The organism is Amycolatopsis sp. CA-126428 (assembly GCF_002904335.1).
Taxonomy (GTDB): Bacteria; Actinomycetota; Actinomycetes; order Mycobacteriales; family Pseudonocardiaceae; genus Amycolatopsis.
The window spans coordinates 84,506-103,254 of sequence record NZ_PPHF01000021.1 but is presented as its reverse complement, the minus strand read 5'-3'; the positions used below and the strand labels follow the sequence as shown (position 1 = coordinate 103,254).

Genomic DNA, 18,749 nt, shown 5'->3' with positions numbered 1-18,749 from the left:
GCCACCGGCTCGGCCACCGCCGCAACAGTCGGCTCAGCAACCTCCGCCGCCACCGGCTCGGCCACCGCCGCAGCCTCGGCTATCACCGGCTCGGCCACCGCCGCAGACTCCGCCTCAGCAGACTCCGCCTCAGCAGACTCCGCCTCAGCAGGCTCCGCCTCGGCAGTCTCCGGCTCCACCTCCGCCGACGACACATCCGACTCCGCGATACCCGTCTCCGGCTCGGCCGCCGCCGTCTCCACCACCGCCGGCGAGGGCAAGGGCACCGGGGTGAAGTCCAGCAAAGAATCGTCGTACACCAGCTCGGCCACCGGGACCGATGAGGTCACCTCGACCTCGATCTCCGAGTGCGCTCCGCACCCGTACTCCACGTCCACCACGTGGCCGTCCGCCGGGGAGATGTCGTTGCCGCAGACCCCGAACACCCCGCGCAGCGAGCCCGCCAGCGGTACGAAGAACCCGCACGTCCCGCACACGTCCGGCGCGCTGCGGGCCATGTCGGACCGCGGTCCGAACTCGCCCGCGTGCCACCGAGCCGCCGCCTCCGTGCGGCCGAACCGGGACAACGCGTGCACGCGGCCCAAGCCCGCCTCGTGGGCGACCTCCTCCACCGCCGGGTCGTCCGACTGGAGGTACGCCGGCACCAGGCGGGGGTCGTTCTCCGCCGTCGGGAAGATGTCGCCCACTCCGAGGTCGCCCGCGCGCACCCGGCGCTCCCACGGCACCCAGGCCGGGGCGACCAGCGCCGACGGGCCCGGCACCAGCACGACCTCGCTGACCGTCACCGGCTCGTCGTCGCCCGCGGCCGCGACCGTGACCGACCAGCGCCAGCCCCCGTAGCCCGGGACCTGGGCCTCGAACAGGTGACTCGCCGTGACCGCGTCCTCGCGGCTGACCCCCACATGGGCGCCGAGCTGCTCCTCGGGTGCGTCCTCCAGCACCGCAGCTCGCGCGAACTCCACCGCTTCGGCGAGTTTGCGCTGCACGGAACCGTCGTCCAGGGTCAGCAGCAGAGTCATGCGGCCAATTGTGCCGCACGCATCCGCGGCGCCCGTGCCAGGCTGTCTACGTGCGCACGCCGATCGTCACCTCGCTGCTGTTGGCCGCCGCGCTCGGCGGCTGTGCCGGTGCCCCGGAACAACCAGCCGGGCCGGAACGGCTCACCGTCCAGGTGGTCGAGACGCTGCCGCACGACCCCGCCGCCTTCACCGAAGGCCTCGAGTTCGCCGGCGACACCCTCTACGAAAGCACCGGCCTCGCCGGGCAGTCGACGCTCACCGCGGGGCCGGCGGGCGGCGCGCCCCGGACCACGGCCACGCTGCCGTCGCCGCTGTTCGGCGAGGGCGTCACCGTCCTCGGGCCGACGCTGTGGCAGCTCACCTGGCAGGACGGGTTCGCCATCGAACGCGACTCGGCGACCCTCGCCGAGCTGCGGCGCGTGCCGTTCCAGGGCGAAGGCTGGGGCCTGTGCCACCAGGCCGGCGGCCGGCTGGTGATGAGCAACGGCTCCGCGCGGCTGACCTTCCGGGACCCGAAGACCTTCGCCGTCACCGGGGGCGTCGACGTCGGCCGCGACCAGCTCAACGAGCTCGAATGCGTCGGCGACGACGTCTACGCAAACGTTTGGCACACCGACACCATCCTGCGGATCGAGGCCGCCACCGGACGCGTGACCGGGACGATCGACGCAGGTCAGCTGCGCGCGAAAGTGAACGCCACGGGCGCCGAAGACGTGCTCAACGGTATCGCCGCCGTCCCGGGCACCGGCGATTTCCTGCTCACCGGGAAGCAGTGGCCGGTCACGTTCCGGGTGAGGTTCGTCCCGGCGCGGGCGTGAAAGCACGGATGAGCAGGCGGAACCGGCCCCCGGTAAGGCAGGATTGACACGTGGCACTCTTCGGCTCGCGCTCCGGCTCCGACGGCACCCCGTCGGGTCAGCCGCACGGCCGGAAGTCCAAGCGGCGCTGGACGCCGGAACCGGGCGCCGCGCGGGCCCGGTCCTGGCGGGACGCCGCCGCGCCGCGCGCCGAGCACGGCAGCCCGCCGCCACCCACCCGCGTCCAGCGGCCCGTCCCGCCGCGCGCGGGGTTCCCCGGCGGCCGCGTGCCGAACGCCGACGAAGCCCCCACCGCGGCCGCGCCGGCGAACCACCGGCCGCCGCCCCCGCGCGGGGCCCGGCCCTACGACCCGCACCGCACCGAGCCGGTGCGCCGCGAGCCGCCCGGCAGTGGCTTCTACCAGGGCGAACGCTACCCGGGCAGCGGCGAGTACGAGCACTACGACACCGGCGGCTACGCGGGCGAACCGCGGCCGCCGGAGCCGGCACCCCAGCCACCGCAGCCGCCTCGGGAAGAGCCGCGCACACCGGGCGGGACGCCGAAGCTGCCGAAGAAGATCACCGTCACGCGGGTGGCGGCGATGCGCAGCCGCCAGCTGACCGGCCAGGCCGTCGACGCCTTCCAGCGCGCGACGAAGGCCGACGGCGCCGAGAAGTCCGGCCTCACCTCGCTGACCTACGCCGTGATGCTGAACTACGCCAGCGACGCGGCGATGGCGATCGCGCTGGCCAACACCCTCTTCTTCGCCGCCACCAGCGGCGAGAGCAAGGGCAAGGTGGCGCTCTACCTGCTCATCACGATCGCGCCGTTCGCGCTGGTCGCGCCGGTGATCGGCCCCGCGCTCGACAAGGTGCAGCGCGGCCGGCGGCTGGCGATGTGCGCGTCTTCGGTCGGCCAGGGGCTGATGGCCGTGGTGATGGCGCTGCACTTCGACGACTGGCTGCTCTACCCGGCCGCGCTCGGGATGATGGTGCTGTCGAAGTCGTTCACCGTGCTCAAGGCCGCGGTCACCCCCCGGGTGCTGCCGTCGGAAATCACGCTCTCCAAGACGAACGCCCGGCTGACCACGTTCGGCCTGGTCGCCGCGGGCGTGTTCGGCGCGGTGGCCAGTGGCATCAACGCGATCTCCGGCTCGGCGGGCGCGCTGTGGTTCACCGCGCTGATCTGCGTCGCGGCGGCCGTGCAGTCGATGCGGATCCCGGCCTGGGTGGAGGCGACCGAGGGCGAGGTGCCGACTTCCCTTTCGGCTCACCCGAAGGAGAAGAAACGGCGTCAGCCGATGGGGCGCCACATCGTCGTCGCGCTCTGGGGCAACGGCTCGGTGCGCGTGCTCACCGGCTTCCTCATGATGTTCGCCGCGTTCGCGGTCAAGGCGCAGACCGAGGGCAGCGGCCAGACGCCGTTCATGCAGCTGCTGCTGCTCGGCGTGATCGGGGCCGCGGCGGGCGCCGGCGGCTTCCTCGGCAACGCGCTGGGCTCGCGCCTGCACTTCGGGAGTCCCGACCAGGTGATCGTCGGGTGTGTCGCCGGCTGCGTGCTGGCCGCGCTGGTCGCGACGATCCTGCCCGGCCTGGCCACGGCCGCGATCGTCGGCCTGGTCGGCGCGACGGCCAGCGCGCTGGCCAAGATCAGCCTCGACGCCGTCATCCAGGAAGACCTGCCCGAGGAGTCGCGCGCTTCGGCGTTCGGCCGCTCGGAAACCGTGCTGCAGCTGGCCTGGTGCCTCGGCGGCGCGGTCGGCCTGCTGCTGCCGCCGACGTACTGGATCGGCTTCCTGGTGATCACGGTCGTGCTGGCCGTCGGGTGCGCGCAGACGTTCCTCGTGCGCCGCGGCGGCTCGCTCGTGCCCGGCCTCGGCGGCGACCGGCCGCTGCGCCCCGAGCCGACCGGCAGCTTCCCGGCCCAGGGCCTGCCCAGCGACCCGCGAGCCCGCCGGTAGGCTCCGGCCATGCGACGTTCCCGGGTGGTGGCCCTGCTTGCGGCCGGTGGGTTCGCGGTGGCCGGCTGCTCGGCCCCCGGCCCGGCCGAGGTCACCTTCTACGCCGACGGCCACACCATCAACACCGCGCCCGTGCTCACGTGCGACTACTCGCAGAAGCTCGCGCAGCCCTGCAACGCGAAGGGCTCGACGCAGACGCTGAAGGTCCGCCCGGGCAAGCCGGTGCAGATCTCGGTGCCCGGCGAAGTCGCGGACTCGCCCTGGCAGATCGTCTACGAGTACGTGACCCCGCAGGGCGAGTTCAAGCAGAGCGCCCCGATCCCGTTCACGTCACTGGACCGCTACGCCTACACGGTCACGCCGCCGACGCCCGCCGACCGCATCTCGGCGGTGGACGTGCAGAAGTACACGGCCGTGCTCAACGCGGACACCGGCGAGTCGGGCCTGCTGCCCAGTGACGTGTGGGGCCTGCGGCTGGAGGCTTAGGGATCGATGTCGCGGGCGACCGCGCGCATGATCTCGGCGATCTGCTTGGTGTGCTTGCGGTCCGGGTAGCGGTTGCGCCGCAGGTCCGGCTGCACCTTCAGCTCGAGCAGCTTGATCATGTCCTCGATCAGGCCGTGCAGCTCCTCGGCCGGGCGACGGCGCGCCTCGGCGACGGACGGCGGCGGGTCGAGCAGCCGGACGGAGAGCGCCTGCGGACCGCGGCGGCCGTCGGCGACGCCGAACTCCAGCCGCTGGCCGGCCTTCAGCCCCTCGACGCCCTGCGGCAGCGCGGCCTTGCGAATGTAGACGTCGGCGCCACCGTCCTGCGTGACGAACCCGAACCCCTTCTCCGCGTCGTACCACTTGACCTTGCCGGTCGGCACTTCCCTCACCAGTCCTTCTGCTGTCCGCTCACGACGAACGCGCCCGGGGCGTACCCAGGGCGCGCTGGGTAAAGGGTATCTCGCCACAGGCCCTGGGGAGAAGCCGATACCGCCGGATACCCTCTTGCGTCATGAAGAGCACGACGAAGGAGGCCGGCGTGGCCACTCCCGGCAAACCGTTCCTGATGCGCGTCGGCATCGGGCTTTTCGGCCTCGGCATGCTTGCCGTGCTGGCGGTGTTCATCATGTTCGCCGCCGGCCTGGAGAACCTGCCGATCTGGCTGTCGGTCGCCGCCGGGGTCATCACGCCGCTGGGCCTGCTGCTGGGCTTGATCGCGCTGGTGATCGAGGCCCGCGCCAAGAAGTAGCAGCGCAGCGCAGCTGCTCCGTTGAGGGCGGCGGCGGGGGCATGGATGGACGGACTAGGGCACCACGCTCCCCGAGAACGTCTTCTCGAACCACTCCGGGAACTCCGTCAGCGACTCGAACACCACCTCGGCGCCTTCGCTCAGCAGGAGCGTGCGATCGCACGGCCCGGTGGTGACGCCGACGGGGATCGCCCCGGCGGCGAGGGCACCGCGGATGTCGCCCGCGTGATCTCCGACATACACGCGGGCGTCGTACGCCAGGAGCGCCTCGGCCTTCTGCGTCGACCACAGCTCGCCGACGACCTCGTCGACGTCGAGCCCGAGCGCGTCCACGTGGAGCTGCGCGTTGGGCCCGTACTTGCCGGTGACGACCAGCGTGCGCCCGCCCGCGGCCCGCACCGCGCGGAGCGACTCGACCGCGCCCGGCAGCGCGACCGCGCTCGGCACGACGACCTCGGGGTACATCGCACGGAACCGGTCGACGAGCCCGGGGATGCGTTCCTCGGGCGCTTCGAAGCCGCGCAGGATGTCGTCGAGCGGCGGGCCGAGGTTGGCCGCGAACGCGTCGCCGTCCAGCGGCAAGCCGGATTCGACGCCGAGCGCGTTCATCGCCGCGGCCATGCCCGGCCGGGCGTCGATCAGTGTCATGTCGAGGTCGAACCCCACGGTGATGCCCACAGCCGACACGGTAGCCGCAGGGACCGACAGTTTTACACCACAACCAAACGTGTACAGCACCTTGACAGCGGAGCGATCTGTGTCAAGGTGAAAGTGTGACCAGCTTCACCGAGCGGACGAAGGCGTCCCTGCGCGAGACGCTGCTCGACGCGGCCGCCGACCTGCTGCCGGACCGCGGCCACGCGGGCCTGCGGATGGCCGACGTCGCCGCGAAGGCCGGCGTGAGCAGGCAGACGGTCTACAACGAGTTCGGGAACAAGGCGGCGCTGACCCAGGCGGTGGCGCTGCGCACCGCGGCGGAGTTCCTCGACGGGATCCGGCAGCGGTTCGAAACGGCGGACGGGCTCCTGGCGGGCATCCACCACGCCGTCGTCTACACGATCGAGCACGCGCGGGAGAACCGCCTGGTCGCGGCGGCGCTCGGCACCGAAGCGGGCGAGGACCTGCTGCCGCTGCTCACGACCCGGGGCGAGCCGATCCTCACCGCGGCCGCGGCCCTCGCCGCCGAGCAGTACCGCGAGTTCGAACCCGGGCTCTCCGCCGAAGCCGCGGCCCTGCTCGCGGAGACCGCCGTGCGCCTTTCCCTGTCGCACCTGGTGCTCTCCACGCACTCGGCGGCCGAAGCGGCCGACGCCGTCACCGTGGTACTGGAACCCGCCATCCGCCAATTCGTCCACAATGGAGTGACACCATGACCGAAACGCTGCCCGAGCTGCGGACCGGCTTCTCCTCGCTGCGCAAGGGCGGGCTGAACTGGGACTCGTTCCCGCTGCGGTTGTTCGTCAAGGGCAACAAGAAGTTCTGGAACCCGGCGGACATCGACTTCAGCCGGGAACGCGAAGGCTGGGACTCCCTCAACCCCGAGCAGCAGCGCAGCACGACCTACCTGGTCGCGCAGTTCATCGCCGGCGAAGAGGCGGTCACCGAGGACATCCAGCCGTTCATGCGGGCGATGTCGGCGACCGGCCGGTTCGGCGACGAGATGTACCTGACGCAGTTCTGCTTCGAGGAAGCCAAGCACACCGAGGTGTTCCGGCGCTGGATGGACGCCGTCGGGCTGACGCAGGACCTCCACCCGTTCGTCGCCGAGAACCCGCACTACCGCAAGCTGTTCTACGAAGAGCTGCCGCAGTCGCTGCGGGCGCTGGAGGACGATCCCAGCCCGCTCAACCAGATCCGCGCGAGCGTCACCTACAACCACGTGATCGAGGGCAGCCTCGCGCTCACCGGGTACTACTCGTGGCAGCTGATCTGCACCCAGCACGACATCCTGCCGGGCATGCAGGAACTGGTCCGCCGCATCGGCGACGACGAGCGCCGCCACATGGCCTGGGGCACGTTCACCTGCCGCCGCCACGTCGCCGCGGACGACTCCCTGTGGGACGCGGTGCAGCAGCGGATGGGCGAGCTGCTGCCGCACGCGTTGAGCATGATCCAGTGGGTGCAGGACCAGTTCGAGGAACTGCCGTTCGACAACGACCCGCAGGAGATCATCCAGTACGCGGCCGACCGGGCCCAGCGGCGGCTGGGCGCGATCGAGTCGGCGCGCGGGATGCCGGTGGAGCAGATCGACGTCGACTATTCGCCCGAGCAGCTCGAGGAGACCTTCGGCGAAGAAGACGCGAAGGCGATCGCGGAAGCCGCCGCGGCGGTTTCCTGAGGCCGGGCCGGGGCGGTGCGGGCGCCGCCCCGGCGTCAGTCCGTCAGCTCGCCGGCCAGTAGACGGCGTGCCAGCCGTAGTCCAGGTCGGACCGGCCGATGATCGTCCCGTCGCGGGCGATCCCGGTCGCCCAGCTGTAGTCACCGCCGGGCAGGGCGCCGAGGATCGTCTCGGTACCGTCGGCCGCCCAGCGGGCCGCCACCGATTCGACGTTGCCGACCGCCGTGCCCGAGTCGTTGATCGCCACCGCCTCGGACCGCCGGGCGCCCTGCAGCACGGTCATCCCGCTCGCGCTCCAGCGCACTGCCCGGTTCTCGGCGAAGTCGACCTCCCCGCTGCCGACGACCACACCGGCGCGGTTGATCGCGCGCGGCGTTGCGGAGGCCGGTGGCGCCGGCCAGTCGAGCCGCACCTGCCGGCCGTCCCGCTTCCAGGCCACCGGGACGGGCCGGCCGGCCTCGGTGACGGTCCCGGCGACCACCCCGAAGTCGTTGATCGCGGCCGCCGTGGCGCCCGGGTTGCCCTGGTTGCCCGGCGAGAGATCGGTGATCGCGCCGGTGGCGCTCCAGCGGACCGCGTGCTGGTTGCCGGCGGCGTCCCAGGCTTCGCCGCTGATCAGCGAGCCGTCGGCAGTGATCCCGGTGACGACGGCCTGCCCGCCGCCGGGCAGCGACGCGAGCTGGGTGACCGAGCCGTCCGGGGCCCAGCGCAGCGCGACGTACGTGCTCTGCGGGTCGCTGCCGCCACCGGCGATCACGCCGGTCCGGCTGATCACGGCGGCGTCGGACGACCCGGCCCACGGCAGCTGCTTGACCGAGCCGTCCGGGGTCCAGCGGACCGCGTGTGTGTCCCCCTGCGCGTCCTGGGCCCAGCCCACGGCCACCCCGTAGTCGTTGACGGCGACCGGCCGGCCCTGTTCGCCGCCCAGCGTCGGCAGGGCGCTGATCCGGCCCTGGCTGTCCCACTTCGCCGGGTGGAACCGCATGCGCACGTCCTGCGGAAGCGACTCACCGACCATGGTGCCGCCGGCGTTGACCGCGTTCACCGTGCTGAACGCGTCGCCCGGCAGGGTGCCGAGGTCGACCGGGCCCACCGTGGCCGCGGTGGCGGTTCCCGGCAGGCCCAGCGCGGCCGCCGCGAGCAGCGTCCCCACGGTGAGCGGTTTCTTCGGGTTGGACAGCACGACTACCCCCTCCCGCGGCGGCTCCCGTCGCTTCCGTCCGGAAGCGCCCCCTCCGCCGCGACGGGACAACGCGTGGCCACCCCGGCCGGTTTAGGCGTGCTTGGCCGCCGCGGCCCGTTCCAGGCCCAGCAGGCTGATCGACTTCTCGCGCATCTCGACCTTGCGGACCTTGCCGGTCACCGTCATCGGGAACTCCTCGACGACGTGGACGTACCGCGGGATCTTGTAGTGCGCCAGCTTGCCGCCGCAGAACTCGCGCACCTTCTCCGCCGTCAACGGTTCCGCGCCTTCGCGCATCCGGACCCAGACCATCAGCTCTTCGCCGTACTTCTCGTCGGGGACGCCGATCACCTGCGCGTCGAGGATGTCCGGGTGTGTGTACAGGAACTCCTCGATCTCGCGCGGGTACAGGTTCTCGCCGCCGCGGATGACCATGTCCTTGATGCGGCCGGTGATGTTGACGTACCCGTCGCCGTCCATCACCGCCAGGTCGCCGGTGTGCATCCAGCGGGCCGCGTCGATCGCCTCGGCCGTCTTGTCGGGCTGTTCCCAGTACCCGAGCATCACCGAGTACCCGCGCGTGCACAGCTCGCCCGGCTCGCCGCGCGGGACTGTCAGGCCGGTTTCGGGGTCGACGACCTTGACCTCCAGGTGCGGCCCGACGCGCCCGACCGTCGAGACGCGGCGCTCGATCGAGTCGTCGGAGCGGGTCTGCGTCGACACCGGGGACGTCTCGGTCATGCCGTAGCAGATCGACACCCCGGCCATCCCCATCCGGTCGATGACCTGCTTCATCACCTCGACCGGGCACGGCGACCCGGCCATGATCCCGGTGCGCAGCGACGTCAGGTCGAACTCGCCGAAGTCCGGGTGGTTGAGCTCGGCGATGAACATCGTCGGCACGCCGTAGAGCGACGTGCACCGCTCGGCCGCGACCGCTTCGAGGGTGGCGCGCGGGTCGAACGCCGGGGCCGGGATGACCATGCAGGCGCCGTGGCTGGTGCAGGCCAGGTTGCCCATCACCATGCCGAAGCAGTGGTAGAAGGGCACCGGGATGCACACCTTGTCCTGCTCGGTGTAGTTGCAGAGCTCGCCGACGAAGTAGCCGTTGTTCAGGATGTTGTGGTGGGACAGCGTGGCGCCCTTGGGGAAGCCGGTGGTCCCGGACGTGTACTGGATGTTGATCGGGTCGTCGGCCGACAGCCCGGCCTGCAGGTGCGCCAGCTGCGCCGGGTCACCCCCGCGGCCGGCGTCCAGCAGCGCCTGCCAGGTCTCGCCACCGAGGATCACGACGTGCTCCAGCGCGGCGCACTTCTCGCGCACCTCCTCGGCCATCGCGGGGTAGTCGGACGTCTTGAACGAGTCCGAAGCGACCAGCAGCCGGATCCCCGCCTGGTTGAGGACGTACTCCAGTTCGTGCGCGCGGTAGGCGGGGTTGATGTTGACCAGGATGGCGCCGATCTTCGCCGTGGCGTACTGCAGCACCGTCCACTCCGCCCGGTTCGGCGACCAGATGCCGACCCGGTCACCCTTGCCGATGCCCTGCGCGACCAGCCCCAGCGCGAGCGCGGCCACCTCGGCGGCCAGCTCCCGGTAGGTCCGCCGCGTTCCGGCGGCCCGGTCGACGAGGGCGTCCCGCTCCCCGAACGCGGCCACCGTCCGGTCGAAGTTGTCGCCGATGGTGTCCCCGAGCAGCGGAACCTGCGAGGTCCCCGAGGCGTAGCTCGGCAGGGCGGGCGCGTCAGGCATGGTGCCTCCTGAAGTCGACGGTGACTGCCGCCGAGTCTAAGAACCAGGTACCGGGTCAGCCAGGTCGGTGGCAGGATCCACCCGGGAACGAGGGAGGGAACCCGATGCGAAGAATCCTGGCTTCGGCGTCCGCCGTCCTGCTGCTCGCGGTGGCCGCACCGGCGTCCGCGGCGACGCGGGTGATCGTGCTGCCCGGTGCCACGTCCGCCGAAGGGATCACCGCCGCCGGCGGCGGTACCTACTACACCGGCGACCTCTTCGCCGGCACGATCTTCCGCGAGGACGTCCGGAGCGGCAAGGCCGAGCGCTTCATCGAGGCGCCGCCCGGCGCCGCGGCGGCCGGGGTGGACCTGGACCGGCGCCACGACCTGCTGTTCGTCGCCGGCGGGGACCACGGCAAGGCGTACGTCTACAACGTCCGCACCAAGGCGAAGGTCGCCGACTACACCTTCGGCGACCCGCAGACGTCCTACGTCAACGACGTGGCGGTGACCCCGCAGGGCGCGTGGTTCACCGACTCGTACCACCCGCAGCTGTTCTTCGTGCCGATCGTGGCCGGCCGGCTCGGCACGCCCCGCACCCTGCCGCTGAGCGGGCCGGGCGCCGGCGGCTCTCCGGGCAGCTTCTTCATGAACGACGTCATCGCCACGCCGTCCGGCGACACCCTGCTCGTGGCCGCCACGATCCCCGGCAAGGTGTACAAGATCAACCCGGTCACCGGGGCCAGCGCGGAGATCGCGGGCGTGGACGCGCCCAGCGTCGTCAGCCTCGTGCTCGAAGGGCACCGGCTCTGGGCGGTGCAGCTCGACGACAAGATCACCCGGTGGTGCCTCGACGGCGACCTGAGCCACGGCACGGCGGCCGGCACGATCACCGATCCGCTGTTCGACCAGCCCGTCTCGGCGGCGAAGATCGGCGACCGGCTCGCCGTCGTCAACTCCCACATCTACAGCGGCACCCCGCCCACCAGCCCGACGTACGAGGTCCTCGTCGTCGACGCGTGAGTTGGTAGGGTCCGAACGGACTTCGAGGGGGCGTTCGATGGCCGGCGAGGGGTTTCGGGACGAGCTGACCCAGTTGCTGCAGGCGCGCTACCCGCTGCTCGTCGTCGAGACGCACGAGGAGCAGCGGGTCCTGCGGGAAATCCGCGCGGTCGCCGAAGACGCCCACCGGCTGCGCACCCCGCGGCGCGTCTACGTCTGGTCGTCCACCACCGGCCTGGCGCCCGCGGGCGGGCCGCCGATCAGCGAGACCCGCGCCGCGGCGGCCGCGCTCGAACGCATCTACGGCTGGGGCGAGCCCGCCGTCTTCGTGTTCGCCGACCTGCACCCCTCGCTGGTGTCCGAGGGCGGCCACCGGCCCGATCCCGACGTCGTGCGCCGGCTGCGGGAGCTCGCCGCCGCGTTCAAGACGCGGCCGGTGCCGCTGAGCCTGATCCTCGTGTCGCCGTCGCTGCCCGTGCCGCCGGAGCTGGAGCACGACGCCACCGTCGTCGACTTCCCGCTGCCCGACCAGCGCCAGATCGGCGAGCTGCTGGACAGCATGGTCGCCGCGCACCGGCAGAACGTCCGGATCACCATCGACCGCGACGACCGGGACATGATCGTCGCCGCCGCGCGCGGGCTCACGCTGCCGGAGGCCGAAAACGCGTTCGCCAGGGCCCTGGTCGAGGGCGGCGGGCTCGACCCGAGCGACCTCGAGCTGATCCTCGCCGAGAAGCGCCAGGCCGTGCGGCGGTCCGGGATGCTCGACATCGTGCCGGCGGAGACGAGCTTCGACGCCGTCGGCGGCCTCGACCGGCTCAAGCGCTGGCTGACCAAGCGCACCGGCACCTGGACACCGGCGGCGTCGGCGTACAACCTCGCGGCGCCGAAGGGCCTGCTGCTCACCGGCGTGCCCGGCTGCGGCAAGAGCCTGTCCGCGGTGTGCGTCGCGAACATGTGGCGGCTGCCGTTGCTGCGGCTGGACCTCGGGCGCGTCTTCGCCGGGCTCGTGGGCTCGAGCGAGAAGAACATCCGCACGGTCATCCGCACCGCGGAGGGCATCGCGCCGTGCGTGCTGTGGGTCGACGAGATCGAGAAGGGCCTCGCCGGGGCCGGCGGCGGGGGTGACGGCGGCACCGCGCGCCGCGTGTTCGGCACGTTCCTGTCCTGGATGCAGGAGAAGTCGGCGCCGGTGTTCGTCATGGCCACGGCGAACCAGGTCGGCTCGCTGCCGCCGGAGTTCCTGCGCAAGGGCCGGTTCGACGAGATCTTCTTCGTCGACCTGCCCTCGGCACCCGAGCGCGCCGCGATCTGGCGGATCCACCTGGCCAAGCGCGTCACCGATCCGTTCGTGGGCAGCGAACTGCGGCTGGACGACGCGCTGTTCGCCGAGCTCGCCGACGTCAGCGCGGGCTACAGCGGCGCCGAGATCGAGCAGGCGGTGCTGTCCGGCCTGGTCGACGCCTTCGCCGAGAAGCGGCCGCTGCGCCGCGACGACCTGGTGCGGGCGGTGAAGTCGACCGTGCCGCTGTCGGTCACCCAGGCCGACGAGATCCTGGCCATCCGGAACTGGGCGGAGACCAGGGCCGTCGCCGCCACGGACACCGCGGTTCCCGGTTCGGAGCCCGTCGCGCCGCCGCCCCCGGCGGCACCGAGTGGGAGGACGATCGACGTATGACGCACCGCGTGACCGTGACCATCGGCAAGGACGGCTCGATCAGCGCCGAGACGCACGGCGTGACCGGCTCGAAGTGCCTCGACTACATCCCGCTGCTGGAGGACCTGCTCGACGCGGAGACCGTGACGTCGGAGTTCACCGAGGACTACCGGCGCACGACCATGTCCGCGGAAGACACCGCTTCGCAGCAGCAGTCGCAATGGAACTCCTGAACCTCCACCGGATCGTCGACACCACCGCCGCCGAGGGCCCCGGCGTCCGGTGTGCCGTGTGGACGCAGGGGTGTTCGGTGCGCTGCCCGGGCTGCTTCAACCCGCAGACGTGGACGACCCGCGGCGGGTTTTCCCTTTCGTGGCAAGAACTCGCGGCGCACGTGCTCGCCGTCCCGGGGATCGAAGGCGTCACGCTGCTCGGCGGTGAGCCGTTCGACCAGCCCGAGCCGCTGGGTCGCTTCGCCGCCGCGGTGCGCTCGGCGGGGCTCTCGGTGCTGACGTTCACCGGGCACGTCCTGGAGGACCTGCCGCCGTCTTCGCTGCTGGATTCGACGGACCTGCTGGTGGACGGCCCGTTCCTGGCGGACCGGCCCGAGCCGTCCCGGCCGTGGGTGGGCTCGGCGAACCAGCGGTTCCACTTCCTCACCGACCGCTACGACGAGTCGATCTTCACCACCCCGAACCGCCTGGAACTGACGATCGCCCGCGACGGCGCGATCGAGCTGAACGGGTTCGCCACCACCGAAGTACTCGAAGCGCTGCTCGAAGGGGAACGCCGATGAGTGTCACGCTCAAGCTGCGCAGTGCGGCACTGGCCCAGCTCGACGCCGCCACGATCGCCGCGCACGCGCAGGCGCAGCCGGGGGTCGTCACCGTGCGGACCCGGATGCGCCACCGCGACCTGCTGGCCCGCGCGCTCGCCGGTTTGCGGGCGCAGGTCACCGACGACGGCACGTCCGTCGTCGCCGCTTGGGAAGGGCGGCGGATCACGTTCGGCTACGGCCCCGAGGGCGTCCAGGTCGCGCACGTCGACGGGCCGGGCCTGGTGCCCGAGGAAGCTTCGCGGCTGGTGTTGTCGGTCGATGAGGCGTACGCGGCCGAAGTGCAGCGAGCGGTGCTCGCGCGGCTGAAGGACCGGGCGGCTCAGGCGGGCATGCGCGTCGAGGCGGAGCGGGTCAACGCCGACCAGTCGATCAGCGTCACGCTGGCCGCCACGTCGTGACCGAGACCAGGGTCGGGCTGATCGAGTTCGGCAAGGCGATCCACGACTCGGTCACCGTCCCCGGCCTCGGGGAGCTGCCGGGCGGGCAGGTGAGCGCGGGGCGCGCGGTCCGCGGCGCCCGCGCGCGGCTCCGCCGGGGCGATCGGATCGTCGAGGACAACCTGCGCCTGGGGATCGTGGTGCGGAAGAAGTACTTCTCCAGCGACGTCGAGCCGGTGACCGACGCCGGGTTCCTGAAGGACGTGTTCGTCGCCGTCGGGCGGCGGGACCTCGGCAACGGCGACGCGCTGGAGCTGTACACCGATGACACCGTCGGCCCGGACCTGAGCCGTCCGGAGGGTGCCGCGTCGGTGGTGGCGCCGGCTTTCGAGCCGCTGACGGGGTTCCACGCGCAAGTGCAGGTCCGGGACGGCGTCCTGCGGTTCGGGGCGTTGTGTTCTTCGACGCGCGGCGGTCAGCCGATGCGGGTGCTCGGGCTGTTCGGGCCGGCCGGGCCGCTCGAGGAGCTGCCATCGGGTCAGGTGGGGACGGTGTTGCTGGGCTTCCAGTGCGACGCGCCCCCGATGGCCGGCGACACGCTGACGGCGTTCCCGTCGCCGGAGTTCGTGGAGCAGCGCGACGGAACGGCGGTGGTGCACGGCGTCAGCGACCTCGGCCAGGGCGCGGTGGTGGCTGCGGTCGAAGTGCCGGAGGGGCGGAGCGCGGCGTTCACGGTGGGAGTGCGTGTCCGGGTGCTGCGGCCGATCGGCACGACGTTCAACGAGCGGAGCACGGTCATCGCCGCGGGGTTGCCGGTGCTTTCCCTGGCGCGCGACGGGATCGCGGTGCGGACGACGGCGGGGTCGCGGGTGTTCACGGTGGGGCTCGGGACGCGCGATCTGCGCCAGAACGACGTGATCGAGGCGTATGTGCCGTCTTCGCCCCCTTTGTCGCCACCTCCGCCGCCACCGGTGGCGGTGGTGGACGTCAACACGGCGCCGGCTTCCGATTTGGCTGGTCTTCCGGGCCTTACGCCATCGCGGGTGGCAACGGCCCTGGAGCTGCGCCGACAGCAGGGCGGTTTCCCGGACGTGGAGGCCTTCGGAGTGGCGATCGGCTTGCAGCCGCACGAAATAGTCCGGTTGCGCGGACGGGCGACGGCCGGTCGGGTGGCGTTGCCGGAGACGGGCGTTCGTCAGCTGGACATCTGAGGGATTCCGCTACGCTCGGGAACGTGCCGGAGGAATTCTCGCTGGGTTTGACGGAGGTCACCGCGGCGGTCCGGCGCACGGGTCTCCCAGCGCACTGGCACCCGTTCGAGATCCCCAGCCCGGGCCACACGCTGGAGGAGCACGAACGCATCCTGGCGGCGGCGTGGGACGCGATGCGAGGGCGTGGGCTGGCCGGGCCGGAGAAGCTGGACATCGAGGTGGAGCAGACGCTGCGCGCCTGGACCCAGCCGGAGGTGCTGATCATCGTCCGCGCGGCGGAGGTGGCGGACGGGCGCCAGGTGTTCTACCGGGCCACGATCGGCCACGGCTTGGGCGTGTACTCGGAGAGGGTGCCGGACGGGATCAACTTCGTCCAGATCCGCCCCGACCACCTGGTCGACGCCCTGGTCGGCATCCTCCCCCGCTACGGGCCGCTACCGGTGGCCCCGGTGACGTCGACGGTGGCCCCGAGCCGGCCACCGGACACCGAAGCACTGCGGGAGTACGCCCAGTGGGCCCCCCACCGCCACGGAACGTTCGAGCTCTCGACCCGAGCCGGCCAGGGCAGCCTCCGCCCGGTGGGCACGGTGACCTTCGTCGACACCGACGCGGGCCGCTACCTGACGTTCACCGAGCCCCTGCCGGGCGACGAGTCCCGGTTGAGGTTCGTCCCCTCGGACGGGGGACACCTGAGAGGGTGGTTGCACGAGCGCATCACGGAGACGACCCAGCGGTGACCCACGTCCTCGCATCGGCGCGTGATCTACCCGTAGTGTTCAGGTTGTGACCCGCGCAGCCACCGTCCTCGCCTTGGCCACCCTGGCGCTCGCGCTGAGCGCCTGTGACAGCAAGGTGGGGGGTACGCCGCAGGCCGCGGGCACGTCTTCGAGCAGCGCACCCACGACCAAGCCGAGCGGCGCGACGGGTGACAACCCGTTCGGGGACATGAAGCCCTGCACCACGCTCGACCAGGCCCTGAACGGTCAGGGCTACCCGGCCTCCGTACCAACCACTGCCGATGCGGCGCGCAGTTGCACGACCGAGAAGAAAACCGGTGACGATTCGATCCGTGTCAGCCTATCCCTGCACGCCGGTCAGACGATCAACGAGAACATCGCCGATCCCAGCAAAGCTTCGACCGGCACGGTCAACGACCGCCCTGCGGTTCAGGAGCGGGAACCCATCGGAGCCAAAGGGCAGTGCTCCGTCGGGATGGAAGTCAAACCGAAATCCCGGGCGCTCGTGGCGGTGACGTTGGGTGTCGGTACCACAGACCAGGCCTGCACGGACGTCAACGACATTTCGACCAAGGTAGAGCCGCTCCTGCCGAAGTAGCGTAGAGCCAACAGTGACATGAGGCCCAGTCACTACTACAGTACTGGTGCGACACAGAGGGTGATCGACGGATAGCCACGCCTTGGGAGGGGACCGATGGCCACAGGAGCGCAGTTCGGGGGGCCTCCCCCCACCCCACCGGCTGGCGATGCCGGGAACAACTTCCTGTCCAGTCTCCTCGACGTCCCACTGGACGCGGAGGGCGCCAAGCGGGTCAACGAAGGCGCCCAGCAGTTCAAGGCTCTCGCCGAGGGTGGCGGATTCGCGATCAACGAAGCCGGGTTCCAGCACTACCAGAAGGTGTGCGACACCTTCATCAACGGTTACGACGACATGAGAAATGACCTCTACATTCTGGGCCACGCAGCCCAGATGGGTGGCAGCGACTACGCGAATCAGGTCGCGAACTTCAACGTCAAGGTCGCAGCCGGCGATCCCGAGTCGCTCGTCCCGAATCTCGAACTGCTCTCCGATGGCTTCAAGAAGGTCCGCGAAGCGCTCGAGATCGCCCGCAAGAACTACCGCGAAACCGAGGACGCGCACAGCCAGACCTTCGCCAAGCTTCGCGGGAGCGAGTGACCATGGCGCACGAGCACGCCGAACATCGCCAGTACGAGAGCGACTTCTACGCGCAGACGCAACAGAAGCTGCAGCAGAACGTGCACCACTTCGGCGCCGAGGACCAAGGGGACGCCCGCGCGGGGGTGACGCCGCAGACGGAAAACCAAGCGGCGCAATACTCCGTCGAGCAAGGCAAGCAGTTGCTGCACAACCAGGCCACCCGCGGCGACGCGCCCGCGCCTGGGCAGAACTACGCCTCCAGCTCGCATGAAGAGCTGTACGGCATGGTGCACGACAACATGCGGCCGGCGGATCTCGACGATCGCGGCCGGGTCGCCAACAAGCTCGGCAACTGGCTCGCCGACGTCTCCAACGCCGCGAACGACGCCGTCAACTCGAGCGAGATCCAGTGGCAAGGCTCCGGAGCCGCCCAGGCGCACAGCTTCTTCCAAAGCACCGCCACCTACACGGGTGACACCGCGAATGCCGCCCAGCTCAGCTCCAACCGCTACTCCCAGCAAGCGGCCGCTGCCGATTATGCGCAGAAGAACATGCCCGAGCCCACCGGGTTCAACCAGCAGGCCGAGATCACCAAGGCCACCGTGCAATACCAGGCTGGGGACGTCGCCGGCGCGACGCAGACCATGACCAACGTTGCCGCCAAGCAGCAGCAGGCTGATGCCGCTCATCAGCAGGCCGTTCAGGTCCTGCAAAACCTCGACTCCACCTACCACGAAACCGCCAGCACCCAGCCCACCTACACCCCGCCGCCGCAGTTGGGGCAAGGGGATTCCACCTCGGTCAGTGGCTTCCACGGCACCAGCGGCACCGGCTTCAGCGGCGCCCCCGCCATCGGCGGCAGCGGGCCAGGCGGGACCGCCCCCGGAGGCCTCGCAGGCACCGGCGGCACAGGAGGACCCGGCGGCACCACCGGACCCGGGATCACCGGAGGGCCCGGCGGACCAGGAGCCCCCAGCGGCACCACCTACGTCCCCCCGGGAACCAGCACCGGCACCGGCACCTTCAGCGGCAACTCCAACTTCCGCGCCACCCCCGCCGCCGGCGGCTTCGGCCGCGTCACGCCCGACGGGCTCGCCATGCCCGGCACCACCACCGGTGGTACTTCCGGCGGCGGCGACGTCACCCGCGGCAAAGGCATCGGCTCCGGCCGGGCCGGGACCGGGTTCGCCGGGTCGCGGGTCTCCGGCAGCGCCGGAAAGGCCGGACCCCAGGAAGCACCCGGCGAAGGCGGCAGCAAGACCGGCAGCAAGCCCGGCGAACGGCTCGAGCGCGGAGCCACCGCGGCCGCCGCGGCCAAGGGCGGGAAAGGCGGCTCAGGTACCGCCGGAGCCGCCGGGGCCGGGAAAAAGAAGGAAGACGACAAAGAGCACAAGAACAAGTACGCCGTCGACGAAGAGGTTTTCGATCTCAAGGCGGAACGCGGTCCGGACGGGGAAAAGATCGTGAAGCCGACCATCGGGGAGACCTCCTAGGGGTCATCCC

At 71.3% G+C, this 18,749-nt stretch carries 21 protein-coding genes; 16 read left to right on the top strand and 5 right to left on the bottom strand.

Annotated elements, in window-relative coordinates; translation table 11 throughout:
- Window positions 1–1,019, bottom strand: a 1,019-nt coding sequence (locus tag C2L58_RS05900; RefSeq protein ID WP_146073530.1) for a DUF3027 domain-containing protein, incomplete at its 3' end; no start/stop codon positions are given.
- A gap of 50 nt (window positions 1,020–1,069) precedes the next feature.
- Here C2L58_RS05900 and C2L58_RS05895 point away from each other — a divergent pair.
- From C2L58_RS05895 to C2L58_RS05885, 3 genes are read left to right on the top strand one after another with little or no spacing between them, the layout of a single operon-like run.
- Entirely contained in the window at window positions 1,070–1,837 is a 768-nt protein-coding gene (locus C2L58_RS05895) for a glutaminyl-peptide cyclotransferase (protein ID WP_103336476.1), read from the top strand.
- 50 nt (window positions 1,838–1,887) lie between these two features.
- Window positions 1,888–3,777, top strand: a complete 1,890-nt coding sequence (locus C2L58_RS05890) for an MFS transporter (RefSeq protein WP_103336474.1) — start codon at window positions 1,888–1,890, stop codon at window positions 3,775–3,777.
- Window positions 3,778–3,786: 9 nt separating this feature from the next.
- Complete coding sequence (locus C2L58_RS05885; RefSeq protein ID WP_103336473.1) at window positions 3,787–4,263, top strand: DUF2771 family protein; 477 nt, start codon at window positions 3,787–3,789, stop codon at window positions 4,261–4,263.
- Here the strand turns inward: C2L58_RS05885 and C2L58_RS05880 are convergent.
- Entirely contained in the window at window positions 4,260–4,646 is a 387-nt protein-coding gene (locus C2L58_RS05880) for a cold-shock protein (RefSeq protein WP_013230216.1), read from the bottom strand. The two genes, C2L58_RS05885 and C2L58_RS05880, sit on opposite strands and share 4 nt — an antisense overlap.
- 131 nt (window positions 4,647–4,777) lie before the next feature.
- On the opposite strand from C2L58_RS05880, the gene C2L58_RS05875 reads away from it, so the two are divergent.
- On the top strand, window positions 4,778–5,014 hold the full coding sequence (locus tag C2L58_RS05875; RefSeq protein WP_199191115.1) for a hypothetical protein: 237 nt from the start codon (window positions 4,778–4,780) through the stop codon (window positions 5,012–5,014).
- A 54-nt stretch (window positions 5,015–5,068) separates the two neighbouring features.
- Here the strand turns inward: C2L58_RS05875 and C2L58_RS05870 are convergent, their stop codons facing one another.
- Complete coding sequence (locus C2L58_RS05870; protein ID WP_103336471.1) at window positions 5,069–5,692, bottom strand: HAD family hydrolase; 624 nt, start codon at window positions 5,690–5,692, stop codon at window positions 5,069–5,071.
- A gap of 95 nt (window positions 5,693–5,787) precedes the next feature.
- On the opposite strand from C2L58_RS05870, the gene C2L58_RS05865 reads away from it, so the two are divergent.
- Window positions 5,788–6,387: a TetR/AcrR family transcriptional regulator gene (locus C2L58_RS05865; protein ID WP_103336470.1), complete on the top strand. Its 600-nt coding sequence runs from the start codon at window positions 5,788–5,790 to the stop codon at window positions 6,385–6,387.
- A complete protein-coding gene (locus C2L58_RS05860; protein ID WP_103336468.1) occupies window positions 6,384–7,352 on the top strand; it encodes a R2-like ligand-binding oxidase in 969 nt (322 codons plus the stop codon). The genes C2L58_RS05865 and C2L58_RS05860 overlap by 4 nt, the downstream gene beginning before the upstream one ends.
- A 43-nt stretch (window positions 7,353–7,395) precedes the next feature.
- Here the strand turns inward: C2L58_RS05860 and C2L58_RS05855 are convergent, their stop codons facing one another.
- Together C2L58_RS05855 and C2L58_RS05850 are read right to left on the bottom strand one after the other, a co-directional pair.
- Window positions 7,396–8,535, bottom strand: a complete 1,140-nt coding sequence (locus C2L58_RS05855) for a hypothetical protein (RefSeq protein WP_103336467.1) — start codon at window positions 8,533–8,535, stop codon at window positions 7,396–7,398.
- Window positions 8,536–8,625: 90 nt separating this feature from the next.
- Window positions 8,626–10,284, bottom strand: coding sequence for an AMP-binding protein (locus C2L58_RS05850; RefSeq protein ID WP_103336465.1), 1,659 nt, complete (start codon window positions 10,282–10,284; stop codon window positions 8,626–8,628).
- A gap of 104 nt (window positions 10,285–10,388) precedes the next feature.
- Here C2L58_RS05850 and C2L58_RS49135 point away from each other — a divergent pair, with 104 nt between their 5' ends.
- From C2L58_RS49135 to C2L58_RS05800, 10 genes are all read left to right on the top strand, one after another.
- Complete coding sequence (locus tag C2L58_RS49135; RefSeq protein ID WP_158264082.1) at window positions 10,389–11,288, top strand: hypothetical protein; 900 nt, start codon at window positions 10,389–10,391, stop codon at window positions 11,286–11,288.
- A gap of 37 nt (window positions 11,289–11,325) precedes the next feature.
- Window positions 11,326–12,945, top strand: a complete 1,620-nt coding sequence (locus tag C2L58_RS05840; protein ID WP_103336464.1) for an AAA family ATPase — start codon at window positions 11,326–11,328, stop codon at window positions 12,943–12,945.
- Window positions 12,946–12,953: 8 nt separating this feature from the next.
- The gene (locus C2L58_RS05835; RefSeq protein ID WP_233225570.1) at window positions 12,954–13,157 is read left to right on the top strand and encodes a DUF2997 domain-containing protein; all 204 of its coding nucleotides are present in this window, start codon (window positions 12,954–12,956) and stop codon (window positions 13,155–13,157) included.
- Window positions 13,145–13,720: a 4Fe-4S single cluster domain-containing protein gene (locus C2L58_RS05830; RefSeq protein ID WP_103336461.1), complete on the top strand. Its 576-nt coding sequence runs from the start codon at window positions 13,145–13,147 to the stop codon at window positions 13,718–13,720. Before C2L58_RS05835 ends, C2L58_RS05830 begins: the two co-directional genes overlap by 13 nt.
- Window positions 13,717–14,160, top strand: coding sequence for a hypothetical protein (locus C2L58_RS05825; protein WP_103336459.1), 444 nt, complete (start codon window positions 13,717–13,719; stop codon window positions 14,158–14,160). The genes C2L58_RS05830 and C2L58_RS05825 overlap by 4 nt, the downstream gene beginning before the upstream one ends.
- The gene (locus C2L58_RS05820) at window positions 14,157–15,350 is read left to right on the top strand and encodes a ComEA family DNA-binding protein (RefSeq protein WP_103336457.1); all 1,194 of its coding nucleotides are present in this window, start codon (window positions 14,157–14,159) and stop codon (window positions 15,348–15,350) included. The genes C2L58_RS05825 and C2L58_RS05820 overlap by 4 nt, the downstream gene beginning before the upstream one ends.
- Before the next feature lie 23 nt (window positions 15,351–15,373).
- The gene (locus C2L58_RS05815) at window positions 15,374–16,087 is read left to right on the top strand and encodes an ESX secretion-associated protein EspG (RefSeq protein WP_233225569.1); all 714 of its coding nucleotides are present in this window, start codon (window positions 15,374–15,376) and stop codon (window positions 16,085–16,087) included.
- Window positions 16,088–16,133: 46 nt separating this feature from the next.
- Entirely contained in the window at window positions 16,134–16,685 is a 552-nt protein-coding gene (locus tag C2L58_RS05810; protein ID WP_103336454.1) for a DUF3558 family protein, read from the top strand.
- Between the two features lie 96 nt (window positions 16,686–16,781).
- Window positions 16,782–17,264, top strand: a complete 483-nt coding sequence (locus tag C2L58_RS05805) for a hypothetical protein (RefSeq protein ID WP_103336453.1) — start codon at window positions 16,782–16,784, stop codon at window positions 17,262–17,264.
- A gap of 2 nt (window positions 17,265–17,266) precedes the next feature.
- A complete protein-coding gene (locus tag C2L58_RS05800) occupies window positions 17,267–18,739 on the top strand; it encodes a hypothetical protein (RefSeq protein ID WP_103336451.1) in 1,473 nt (490 codons plus the stop codon).
- Window positions 18,740–18,749: the final 10 nt, after the last annotated feature.